Source organism: Stenotrophomonas sp. FW305-3-2-15-E-LB1 (genome assembly GCF_058787375.1).
Genome location: NZ_JBYSZR010000004.1, coordinates 42,321 through 54,914 on the forward strand (window position 1 = coordinate 42,321; position 12,594 = coordinate 54,914).

Consider the following 12,594-nt stretch of genomic DNA (forward strand, 5'->3'; position numbering starts at 1 on the left):
AGATCCTATTGCGATCTGACCCCGCCTTCTTCACTTACCAGCCCAGGCGAAGACCCACCTGGCCGCTCACATTGCGGTAGCCGTGATCGCCCCGCTCCACGCCCAGGCCGCCCCATGCGTCCAGGCGCTGGCTGATCTTCAGCTCGGCACCGGCCTGCACTTCATAGCGGTTGCGCGGCATATCCGCGCGCAGCGTCTCAGCACGGAAATCAATGGCGTTGCGGCCGCTGCTGCGCAGCCAGTTCACGCCCAGATAGGGCTGCACCACCGTGCCCATGCCTGCGCGCCGGCCGAACGCGCGCACACCCACGCGTCCGGCCAGCCCGCCTGCCTCTGCGCCATCCACGACCGTGCCATTACTTTCCACGTGTCGATCGGCGTCGTAATCGGTATAGGTCAGTTGCACCTGCGGCTGCACATACAGGTTGCTGGATGCGCCCTGCCACACAGCGAATGTGTAGCCGCCCTCCAGCGAGCCGCTGCGCGTGCGCGAGTCGTACGCTTCACGTGCAAGCGCAACACCCTGCACCCGGTTGCTGAAGCGGCCGTACTGCAGCTGCGCATCCACGTAGGCGCCTTCGGTGCCATCGGCCTGCTGCAGCCAGGTGCCGTACAGGCCCACCGCAGTGCCCTGCACGCGCCCCTTGGCGCTGTAACCGGTCAGGCGCGATACCACGGTGTTGTCGGCGCGGCCGCTACCCAGCATCACGCCGAACGCAGCATTACCCCGCCGCAGCACGTCGCTGCCGATCTGCAGCACCGAGGTGTTGCCATCCACGGCCAGCTGGTTGCCCACGGCAGTGAAGTCGGCAGTGCTGCGGCCCACCCGCGCCCAAGCGGCACGCTCATCGCCCATCGCAATGGCCCCCATGCGGTCGCCCAGGCGGTGCGCAAACATGTTCACTGCTGCCGACTGGTTGGCCAGGTAGGCACCTGCTTCAGGGCGCAGCACCGGCGGCGGCGTGACCGGGTCGATCGGGTCAACCGGGTCGATCGGGTCAACCGGGTCAACCGGGTCAACCGGGTCGATCGGATCAATGGGATCTACCGGGTCCACCACACAGCCCGGCGCATTCGGGTCCTCCTCGCAGATATCGGACCACTGCGAACGCAGGTACCAGTTGCCATCGTTGGGGTCCAACAGGCCGCCCTTGAACAGGAAGTACTCGTAGGCGCCGCCCACCGCACGCCCGGCCAGCGAATAATCCGCCAGCGACGCGCCGTCGATGCGGATCAACTGAATGCCATCGAAGGTGGCCGCACCCACGCCACCGATATTGTTCACCACAATGGACGCATCGCCGCTGGCATCGCCACGCACATGCAGGCGGTCGATATCCGAGGTGTCACCGGCCAGCGCCCCGTTGAACAGGAAGGTGGACCCTTCGCTGTGCAGATCGCCGTCTACGGTCAGAACGTTGAAGCGACCACTGCCATCAGACAGCGCCACCACGCTGTCGCGCACGGCTAGATCCTGCACGCGGGCATCGCCGGTCAGCGTCCACTGGCTGCCACCGTCCAGCGCCATGCCCTGCACCAGTTGCGAGCTGCCCTGCCACAGCGCACCGCCGCTCAGCAGCACGTGCACCTCCGACTGCGGCACCAGGCCGGCGTCCTCGTCTTCGGGGGTGATGACGATGTCGCCGATCATCTGCGAGCCGCCGTCCAGCGTCACATTGAAGCGACCGGCCACCGCGGCGTCCAATGCCACGCCGATGCCATTGCCGCCGGACACCACCGCGCCGTTGCTCAAGGTCAAACCCGGGTCGCGGCTGCTGCGCACCCACACGCCACCGTGCTGCGCGCTCACCAGCGAGCCGCCGTCGATGGACAGCTTGCCGTTGTCATTGACCACTGCAGCCCAGGCGGCTTCTCCTTCGGTGCGCACGTTCGTATTGAGCAGAGCGGTCTCGCCGGCTCCGCCGGTGATGAGCCCATGCGAACGCTCTCCCGTGGTGAGCACTGCGCTGCCCTGCAGCCGCACGCTGCCGCCGCTTCGGGCGATGATCGCGTAGGCATCATCACCGCGCGTTTCAATCTGTGTATTCACTGCCTCGATCAGGGGGCGGTTGCTTGCATCGTCCTGCGCCACCAGGGCAAACGCACTGCGCCCCTGCGTGGCAACCCGGCTACCTGCCAGCGCCACGTGGCCTGCACGGGCCTCAATGGCATGGCCGCCGGTTCCGTTCGCGCGCACTTCGCTGTCGCGCACCAGCAGGTTGCCGCGGTTCGGCATCCAGACGGCAATGCCGTCCTCGCTGCTGATCACGCTGCCCTCAATGTCCACCTCGGCGTCCGGCCCGTTGATGAACAGCGCCATGGTTCGACCGGTCACCGCGCTGCTGGCGATGGCTACCTTGCTGTCACGCATCAACCGCAGCGCAGTCTCGCCCATCAGCTCGCTGTCGCGCACGCGCAACGTGCCACCGGTCTGCGAAACAGCGCGCCCTTCGGCCACATGGATGCGGCTGACGACAATGTCCACTTCCCCACCCAGCGCCACACCGACGGCATCACTGCCACCCAACGCGATCTGCACGTTGTGCAGGTGCGCCGATGCGCCGGTCTGGGCAGTCACGCCCGTTGCACCGTAGGCATCACCCGACAGCGAAGTATCCTGCAGGAACGCCTGACCCGTACCGGTGGCCATCACGCCGGTGCTGTTGGCGCCGTGCAGATTGATGGTGGTACCGGTCAACTGCGCGGTGCCTGCATTGGCATACACGCCATGCGCACCAGCGCGCCGTACATCAATCTGGCCGCCCTGCATTTCAAGGCTGCCCGCTCCGGTCAAGCGGACGCCATCGCCGTTGGTCTGGATGTGCACATCTTTCAGCGCGGCGCTGCCGTCGGCGATGATCACCCCATGCGCGCTGTTGCCGGTGGTCGTGATGCTCACGCCCGTGGCGCTCAGTGCCGCACCGGACGCCACTGACAGTCCCGCTGCACCGCTGCCGGCTGTGTTGACCGAGCCACCGTGCAACTGCAGGTAACTTCCGGCGCCTTCCGCGTGGGCCGCGTGCGCACGCGCGCCCTCGGTGAACAGGTTGACCGGGCCGGTGGGCAGAATGCGGCCGCCGTTGATGGCGTAGAACGCGTGCCCCGCCGGGTCACCCGGCAGTACCGGCTCGGTGGTGCGGTAGTCGCCTGCGACGGGGGTCTGTTCGCCACCGTCTGCAATGACCCGCTGTGCGGTGGCCGGCTGCGAGGCCAATAGCGTGACGGTCATTGCCAATACCAGGCGGTGCTGGCGAAGGGGGGGAAACTTCATGGCTCTCTCCTTTCCATAAGGGAGGGCCATGCTCGGCCGGGAAGCCGCGGTGGAAAATCAAATCCATTGCAGTCCGCCTGCGACGCAATGTCGCGGTCCTACAGCAGTTATTAACCGTGCACAACTGTCCCTCGAGGGTCAAACCCGCTTTACAACATGTTGTATTGGGGTGGGCACGGAGTGAGGGGAAACTACAGGCCAGAAACGACCACCGCGTTCGCACTTCGCACGATTTTGCCGCAGACTCCCATTCAGGGTCGTCTCGCCGACTCGGTGATTGCCACGCATGCCTCCCTTCCAATAGAGATAGAGAGAGATATCCGCATGAACCGCATCCCTACCCCCTGCCTGCTCCGCCAGTGCTTGATGGCAGCCTTGGCCGCGTCGCCCGCACTGGCCTCGGCCGAAGTGCTGGATAACCAGACCCGACATGTCGTGGCCGGTGATCCGGTGGAGAGCTGGCAGCTCCGCAACGGCTCGCTGCTGACGGTAACCGGCGCCAGCAGCAACTTCATCGAGGCAGGCGATACATCGCAGGTGCGCCTGGAATCAGCCGTCATCCGTCCGGGGTCGGCGCAGAATGCCGTGTTCAATAGTGGCAACAGCTTACTGGTCGCCAACAACACCGACTTCCTGGGCGGCGGCGTACGTCTGGACGACAACGCCACGGCCCTCATCACCGGTGGCCGCATCGTGGTGACTGCGCCGCCTTCAGGCCGCAACTCCACCACGGGTGTGGAACTGATGATTGCCTCGGCCGGCGCCCTGCCGCCCATCTCGCGCGCGTCAATGACGCTGGACGGCGTGAGCATCCGCGTGGAGGACAACCCCGCAGCAAGCTCCATCACCAGCGGCCTGGGCATCCGCATGTGGCAGGGGCAGATGGACGTACGTAATGGCAGCCACATCGTCGCGGACAACATTGGCGCGCTTCTCTTTTCCAGTGAATTTTCCGGCACTCCTCTGCTGCAACTGCGGGTGGATGGCAGCGTTCTGCAATCGGGCCGTGGCGCAGCCATCCGCGTTGCGCCGCGCGGCAACCGCGATGGTCTTTACGAGATCGACATCGCCAACGGCGCGCAGCTGAGTGGCGGTGACGGCAACCTGCTGCTGGTCCGCAGTTACAGTGAGACCACCATCAGCAATGGCGACACCCGCGTCAATTTCACCGTGGAGGACTCGCGGCTGGCCGGCAATGTCACCCTGGACACCAGCACCGTACCCAACGGCGCGCTGGATGCCGTCCTGCGCAACAAGGCGCAGATTGATGGCCGCTTCTTCAACGTCACCAGCGCCAGCATCGACAGCGATGCCACCTGGCTGCTGACCGGCGACAGCAACGTTGGCGCCCTCACCCTGGGCAACACCGGCACCGTCGCGCTGGGCAATGGCAGCACCTTCAACACGCTCAACGTGGACACCTTCACCGGTAACGGCGGCACCCTCCTGTTCAACACCCAGCTGGGCGATGACACCTCGGCCACCGACAAGCTGATCGTGAGCGGCGACACCAGCGGCCAGGCCAACGTGCGTGTGCTCAACGCCGGCGGCGCCGGCGCCAAGACCGACAAGGGCATCGAGCTGATCCGCGTGGGCGGCGCGTCCAACGGCCAGTTCGACCTGCAGGGCCGCGCCGTGGGTGGGCAGTACGAGTACTTCCTGTTCAAGGATGCCACCAATGGCGGCTGGTACCTGCGCTCGGAACTGGCCACCGTGCCGGACCCGTGCGTGGTGGACCCGACCCTGCCGGAATGCCAGCCGATCGACCCGGTGGACCCGGTTGATCCGGTGGACCCGACCCCGGTACTGCGCCCGGAAGCCGGCGCGTACCTGGCCAACCAGTTCGCGATGGACCAGCTGCTGCGCCACTCCTGGCGCGACCGCCAGGGCGGCAGCATGGCCGCTGAGGACGGCGTGCGTGGCTGGGCCCGCGTGGACGCCAACCAGAGCAAGCTGTCGGCGGTGGAAGACCAGCTGGACCTGCGCGTGGACCGCTCGCGCGTGCAGCTGGGTGCCGACCTGGGCGTGTTCGCCGAGGGCCGCGGCCGCGTGGGCGTGATGGGCACGCTGGCCCAGTCCAGCGCCACCTCGCGTTCGCTGCTGACCGGCTACAGCGCCAAGGGCAAGGTCAACGGCGGCGCGCTGGGCGTGTACAGCAGCTGGAGCACCGATGCGCTGTATGTGGATGCCAGCGTGCAGCGCGGCCAGTTCCGCAACCGCGTGCAGGGCGAAGGCCTGGCCGAAGAGCGCTACGACTCGGACATCTGGCAGAGCTCGCTGGAAGCCGGTTACCGCATCGGCGTTGGCCAGATCGGCAACACCACGCTGCACCTGCAGCCGGAACTGCAGCTGGTCTACACCGATGCCAACATCGACCGCCACACCGAAGCCAACGGCACCGTGGTGCGCAGCCTGGGCGACAGTGGCCTGTCCGGCCGCGCTGGCCTGCGTTTGCAAGGCGAAGGTCACAGCACCGCCGGTGCGTCGGTCAGCCCGTATGTGGTGGCCAACTGGTACCGCGATGGCGCCAGCAACGGCATGGCCTTTGACGATGAAGCGCTGAAGGCCAGCGTGCCGCGCAACCGCTACGAGCTGAATGCCGGTGCGCGCGTGGACTTCCGTTCCGGGTTGAGTGCCTGGGCTGGGCTGGGCGTGATGCGCGGTGACCATGGGTACCGCGAAACCACCGCCAACCTGAGTGTGGCGTACAAGTGGTAAGGCAGAACTGAAACGGCGCCGGAGCAATCCGGCGCCGTTTTTCTTTCTGTAGAGTCGAGCTTGCTCGACTGTCCGGCCGCAGTCGAGCAAGCTCGACTCTACCGTGATGAAGCAGCCGAGCATAGGCTCGGCTCTACAGAGAATGTCGCGATCTGCACGCGTTGACGGCTTTCACCACGTCGCCGCAAACATTCGTACTTTTTCTACTTTCCAACTTTTCTCATTGGCAGCATGGGCGCTGCATGCAAATGATGGACGGCCACCGAAAACGGGTGGCACGGGCTTCCAATCCCGTTAGGTAACACCAGTTACGCTTGTCTGCCGGCGTCGCTCATCCCTGTGGGTGGCGCCGGCAGGCATTCTGCCCGCGCATCTATGGCGGGCGGTGCGTGGGGGCCTCGTGCCCGCCGGCGTTTCACTGGTGTTACCTCCGGTATTGGAACCACGTACCGTCCGCCACCCTTGCTGTTAAGCAGGGTGGCTTCTTTGCCGCATGCATAAGGAAGCCGCCATGAACGCGCATCGTTACCCGCATCTGTTCGCCACCCTCGGCGAAGCCGCCAACACGCTGCCCGATGAACTCGCCCAGCCGCTGGAGACCACACTTGCCGCCTAACAGCCCGCAGAAGGCATCACCCTGCTCGGCAGCCTGCAACGCATCCGCCAGGTGGAAGGCGCCGATGGCCAGCCGCTGCGGCGCAAAGGGCGCACCACCGGCCAGTGCATGGCGCTGGCGCGCATCAACCGGGCAAACGCCGGGCTGACCGTACTGCTGGAACTGCTGCACGCCAGTGAGCGCGTGCGCGAGGATGGCGATGAGGCGCAGCAGATAGGCAACGACGTGCGCGAGGGCCTGCTGCTGGCGTGCCGTGGGTTGTCTGAATATGTGGACGAGCAGGTGCACGTGGCCTGAGGCATTCCGCCGGGCGTGGCCCGGCGCTACCCGTAGATTCCTATAGCGCCGAGCCTACGCTCGGCGCTACAGCGGGGCGGTGCTATCGACGGCCGAACGTGCGCATGACGATCACGAAGAACAGCGGCACGAACACCAGCCCCAGCAAGGTGCCCACCAGCATGCCGCCCAGCACGCCGGTGCCGATGGCCCGCTGCGCGCCCGATCCTGCACCGCTGGCCAGCACCAGCGGCAGCACGCCCAGCCCGAAGGCCAGCGAGGTCATGATGATCGGCCGCAGGCGGTCGCGCACGGCATGCAGCGTGGCGTCGATCAGCGCGGCGCCGTTCTGCAGGTGCTCCCGCGCAAAAGCGACGATGAGGATGGCGTTCTTGCTGGTCAGGCCCACCGTGGTGAGCATGGCCACCTGGAAGTAGATGTCGCGTTCCAGCCCGGCAACCGTGTTGGCCAGGACGGCCCCGAGGATGCCCAGTGGCGCCACCAGCAGCACCGCCGTTGGTACCGCCCAGCTTTCGTACAGCGCAGCAAGGCAGAGGAACACGACCACGATGGACAGCACGAAAAGCAGCAACGCCTGAGATCGCGACTCCTGCTCCTGCACCGCCGCGCCGGTCCACTCCAGGCTGAACCCTGCGGGCAGGTCTGCCGCCAACCGCTCGATTTCCGCCATCGCCCGCCCCGATGCAACGCCCGGCGCCGGCTCACCCTGTATCTCCATGGCGGACACACCACTCTGCCGCTCCAGACGTGGCGATGCGTGCGACCAGTCCGCGCGCGCAAACGATGCGAAGGGCACCATGCTGCCCTGCGCGTTCTTCACCGACCACAGGTTCAGATCGTCCTTCTTCATGCGGAAGGGCGCGTCGGCCTGCACATACACGCGCTTGGTGCGGCCACGGTCCACGAAGTCGGCCACGTAGCGCCCGCCCCACGCCGCACTGAGGGTGCCCAGTGCGTTGGCCGGGTCCAATCCGTGGGAACGCGCACGGGCGGTGTCCACGTCGATCCTCAGGGTGGGCGCGTCTGCCATGCCGTTGGCGCGCATCCGGGCCAGCGCTGGATTCTCTGCGGTGGCGGCGAGCAGCTGATCGCGCGCCGCCGCCAGCGCCGCATGCCCATGCCCCGCGTCATCCTTCAGGAAGAAGCTGAAACCGGAGACCTCGCCCAGGCCGGGCACGGGCGGCGGCGAAAGCACGTACATGCTGGCATCACCGTGCCTGGCCAATGCCTTCGACGCGCGGGCCACAATGGCGTCGGCCGAATCTGCCGCCGGTCGCTCCGACCAGTCCTTCAAACGCAGGAAGGCCAAGCCCGAGTTCTGCCCCATGCCGGAGTAGTTGTAGCCGGCAATGGTGAACATCGATTCGACCACGGGGTCTTCCTGCAGGAAGTAGTTCTCCACGAACGCGAGCGCGTCCTGGGTTCGCGAAAGCGTGGAACCCACCGGCGTCTGTACCAGCACCACCAGCGTGCCCTGGTCTTCGTTGGGCAGGAACGAGCTGGGCAGGCGCACGAACAGCACGGCCATCACCGCGCCCAGTGCCAGGAACGTCAGCAGGAAGCGCCGCGGCCGGGCAAGGACTGCCCCGACGCCGCGCTGGTACACCGCACTTGCGCTGTCGAACCGCCGGTTGAAGGCGCCGAACAACCGCCCAAGCACGCCCGCCTGCGCGGCGTGCCCGCTGCCGTGGGCAGCGGGCTTCAGCAACGTGGCGCAGAGGGCCGGGGTGAGGATGATCGCCACGATGACCGACAGCGCCATGGCAGAGACCAGCGTGGCGGTGAACTGCCGGTAGATGACACCCGTGGCGCCCTGCATGAAGGCCATCGGCACGAACACGGCCGACAGCACCACCCCGATGCCCACCAGCGCGCCGGTGATCTGGTCCATTGATTTGCGCGTGGCATCGCGGGCGGAGAGCCCCTCCTCGGCCATGGTCCGCTCGACGTTCTCCACCACCACGATGGCATCGTCCACCAGCAGGCCGATGGCCAACACCATGGCGAACATCGTCAGCATGTTCACCGAGAAGCCGAGGAACGCCAGAATGCCGAAGGTGCCCAACAACACCACCGGCACGGCAATGGTAGGGATGAGTGTCGCCCGCAGGTTCTGCAGGAACAGGTACATCACCACGAACACCAGCACCACCGCTTCCAGCAGGGTCTTGACCACGCCCTTGATGGACAGCCGCACAAAGGGCGTCGTGTCGTACGGAACAACCGCTTTCACCCCCGCCGGCATGCCCGGGCCCAGTGCTTCCACCGCTTTGTCGATGGCCGCGCGGGTCTCAAGCGCGTTGGCCCCCGGCGCAAGCGAAATGCCGATGCCCGCGGCGGGCTTGCCGTTCAGGCGGTTGCCGAAGTCGTAGCTTTCCGCCCCCAGTTCGATGCGCGCCACATCGCCCAGCCGCAGCATGCCACCGTGCTCTTTGCTGCGGATGACTACCTGGGCAAACTCGGCCGCCGTGCGCTTGGGCGAGGCACCTTCAATGAACGCGCTCAACTGCTGCTCCTGCACGGCAGGCGCGCCGCCGACCTCGCCCAGCGGCACCTGCAGGTTCTCCGCGCCGATGGCGCTGACCAGCTCATCAACGGACAACTGGTAGCGGTCCATCTTCACCGGGTCCAGCCAGATACGCATCGCGTACTTGCCGCCAAACTCACGCACCTGCCCCACCCCGGGCACCCGCCGGATGGCGTCGGCCACGGTGGAACCTACGTAATCCGAGACGTCGGCTTCATTCATCCGCCCGTCTTCAGAGACGAAGGCCAGCATCTGCAGGTAGCCGCCGTTGGACTTGGTCACGGCCAACCCGCGGCGTTGCAGCGCCTCGGGCAGCGACGGCATGGCCAGCTGCACCCGGCCCTGCACCTGGGTCTGCGCCTGGTCCAGGTCGATGCCGTTCCTGAAGACCACGTTGATCATCGCGTAGCCGCCGTACGAGCAGCTCTGCGAGGAGAAGTGCAGCATGCCGTCCAGCCCCGCCAACTGCTGCTCCACCACCTGCACCACGGTTTCCTCGATGACGCTGGCTGACGCACCGGGGTAGATGCCGGTGATGGTGATGGTGGGCGGTGCCACGTCGGGGTACATCGCGACCGGCATGCGCACCAGGGCCAAGCCGCCCACCAGCATGATCAGCAGCGCGATGACCCAGGCAAAGATGGGACGATCGATGAAGAAGCGCGCCATCAGCCCTCCCTGGCAGCGGATGCGACGGCCGTCGTGCCCGCCGCAGCTGCGCTCCATTCCACCGGAGCGATGCGGCTGCCCGGCTGCAGCTTGTGCTGGCCCTGCACCACCACGCGTTCGCCGGCCTGCAGGCCGTCATCCACCAGCCAGCGCTCGCCCAGCGCCCGGCCCAGCTGGACGGCACGGTTGGCGACCGTGCCCTCACCGTCCACCACCATGACGTGCGTCCTGCCGGTGGCATCGCGCGAGACGGCCTGCATCGGCACCAGCAGCGCATCGCGGCGCACGCCCGCGCCAATGGAAGCCGATACGTACATGCCCGGCAGCAGAACGCCATCCGGATTGGCGACACGGACCCGCAGCGCGTATGTGCCCGTGGCCGGGTCCACGCTCACATCGGAGAACTGCAGGGTGCCGGTCTGCTGCAGGCGGCTGCCATCCTCCAGCTGGATATCCACCGGCAGCTGCCGGTTGTCTGTCACCCGCCCATCGGCGATATCCCGGCTGAGCTGCAACCACTCGGCAGCAGACTGCGAAAGATCCACGTACATCGGGTCCAAGCCGCGCACCGTGGCAAGCGCTTCGGGCTGGTGCGAGGTGACCAGCGCGCCTTCGGTCACATTGGAACGTCCGATGCGGCCACTGATGGGCGCGGCAATGCGCGCGTGGTCCAACGCCACCTTGGCGGTCTGCAGCGAGGCCATCGCCATCTGTATGTCCGCCTCGGCGCGCTGGTAGGCCGCCGCTGAGCGGTCCTTGTCCTGCTGGCTTACCAGCTGCGAATCCGCCAGCTGCGCCAGGCGCCGGGCTTCCTCGCGGGCCGCGCCACAGGTGGCGTAGGCGTGGTTCAAGCGCGCTTTGGCTTCATCCCGGCCCGCGCGCAGCGTGATGTCGTCCAGCTGATACAGCGGCTGCCCCGCCTGGACCTCGCTGCCCTCTTCAAACAGGCGCCTGGCCACGATGCCATCCACCTGCGGGCGTACCTCGGCTTCGTGGGCGGCTACGGCCCGGCCAGGAAGGACTACATGCAGTGCGGCGTCTTCGGGCTGCAGCGTATGAACCTGCACCGGTAGAAGCTCGGCGGCATCCTCTGGCGCGGAGGGCGAACAGGCTGCAAGCAGGGCTAGCAGCATAAGGGGGGTAAGACGTTTGAACGGAAACTGCATGGGCGGCGCTCCATGTTGGCCGTGGGCTCCGCCCGCATGCATGCGACGGCGGAATGACGTCCGCCATTCAACGCACCGCCCACCCGCAATTCCCATACGAAAAGTTTTAAAAGCCGCGGCGCTGAGTGTGCGGTTCAGCCGGCAGTCGGCAGTCGGCAGTCGGCAGTCGGCAGTCGGCCACTGTGCCGCAGCCATTGCGGAACGTGCCTGCTGCTGGCCTACCATGGGTTGCCGCAATATGTGGACACGCAGGTCTACGCGGCCTGACTGATTCCACCGGGCAATCGCTTCTGTAGCGCTGAGCATGGCTCAACGCTACAGAGCCCAGACTGCTCGGCTCACCGGTAGTCGAGCGTCAGAACCGCCTGCCCGCTGATACTGCCCGGCTGCAGTGCGCCGCTGCTGCGGGCGTAGCGTGCCTGTAACGGCACGTCCTGTGCCCCCGCGGATGAAGATCCGTGGTTCCATGTCTTACGCAACTCCACAGGCGTGCCACCGCGCAACAGTTCGATGCTGACACCCTTGGCGGTACTGCCTGCCGTGGGTACCAGCCGGGAACCCGTGTTGCTGGCCTGGTTCGCATCGGTCAGCGTGAAACTCAGAGGGATGCCTGCCGAGCTGCAGGTCATGCGCACGTTAAACCCGGTCTGCTGGGCATGACTGCCAGCCGCTGCCAGATCGGCAGCCTCGACATCCGGCAGCGACACGAGCGCATCGTTCAGGGCACAGGACTCCACGCGCATCGTCACCGACGCCGACAGTGTCGATTCGGCACGAATGCCAAGCAGCGGGTGCTCGAGCACGTACTTCCCCAGTGGCGTGGAAGGTGCATGGGTCATTCCGGCTCGGGCGACTACACCAATGTAGGGATGCGCAATCAACTGCCCGCCGTTGACCGTACGGATGTGCAATGGCTGCGGCTCGCCATCCTTCAGAGCAAACTGGAAACCGCCAGAGTTCGTCGAGCGCGCATGGAAAAAGTACAGCGGTGAGGTATCGCTGGTCTGGTAGGTCACATAGGTGGCGCCGTCATAGACAATTGTGGATACCGGGGTCAGACCCTGCCCTTCCCGGCGAATGGTCAGCTCGTGAATGCTGCTGGCATTGCATCCGGTAAGTTTGAACTCTGGTCCGACTGCCGAAAGGAGCGCAGCACCAGGAAAGCTGACATCCTGCTGGAAATGCGGTGCAAGGCTGCTGTTTACGGTTGCGGTGCACGCCCATGCACCGCCTGTCACGGCGCACAGGGCCATGGTTGCAGCGAGATCAAGGAAGAGGCGATGGCGGCTTGGCGATGGCGAGCGATTCATTGGGGCGTCTTCAAAGGTAA

Annotated in this window: 5 protein-coding genes and 1 pseudogene; 2 read left to right on the forward strand and 4 right to left on the reverse strand. The window is 66.2% G+C overall.

Going from position 1 to position 12,594, the window contains the following annotated elements; translation table 11 throughout:
• Positions 1 to 34: 34 nt before the first annotated feature.
• Positions 35 to 3,271, reverse strand: a complete 3,237-nt coding sequence (locus AC3WL7_RS04600; protein ID WP_492749503.1) for an autotransporter family protein — start codon at positions 3,269 to 3,271, stop codon at positions 35 to 37.
• 366 nt (positions 3,272 to 3,637) lie between these two features.
• On the opposite strand from AC3WL7_RS04600, the gene AC3WL7_RS04605 reads away from it, so the two are divergent.
• Positions 3,638 to 5,989, forward strand: a complete 2,352-nt coding sequence (locus tag AC3WL7_RS04605) for an autotransporter family protein (protein ID WP_492749504.1) — start codon at positions 3,638 to 3,640, stop codon at positions 5,987 to 5,989.
• A 511-nt stretch (positions 5,990 to 6,500) separates the two neighbouring features.
• A pseudogene (locus tag AC3WL7_RS04610) lies at positions 6,501 to 6,902 on the forward strand (hypothetical protein).
• Between the two features lie 82 nt (positions 6,903 to 6,984).
• Here the strand turns inward: AC3WL7_RS04610 and AC3WL7_RS04615 are convergent.
• From AC3WL7_RS04615 to AC3WL7_RS04625, 3 genes are all read right to left on the reverse strand, one after another.
• Positions 6,985 to 10,098, reverse strand: a complete 3,114-nt coding sequence (locus tag AC3WL7_RS04615; RefSeq protein WP_492749505.1) for an efflux RND transporter permease subunit — start codon at positions 10,096 to 10,098, stop codon at positions 6,985 to 6,987.
• The gene (locus AC3WL7_RS04620; protein ID WP_492749506.1) at positions 10,098 to 11,165 is read right to left on the reverse strand and encodes an efflux RND transporter periplasmic adaptor subunit; all 1,068 of its coding nucleotides are present in this window, start codon (positions 11,163 to 11,165) and stop codon (positions 10,098 to 10,100) included. Before AC3WL7_RS04620 ends, AC3WL7_RS04615 begins: the two co-directional genes overlap by 1 nt.
• 437 nt (positions 11,166 to 11,602) lie before the next feature.
• Positions 11,603 to 12,574 (reverse strand): fimbrial protein, encoded by a 972-nt coding sequence (locus tag AC3WL7_RS04625; protein WP_492749507.1) that lies wholly within the window; start codon positions 12,572 to 12,574, stop codon positions 11,603 to 11,605.
• Positions 12,575 to 12,594 lie beyond the last annotated feature (20 nt).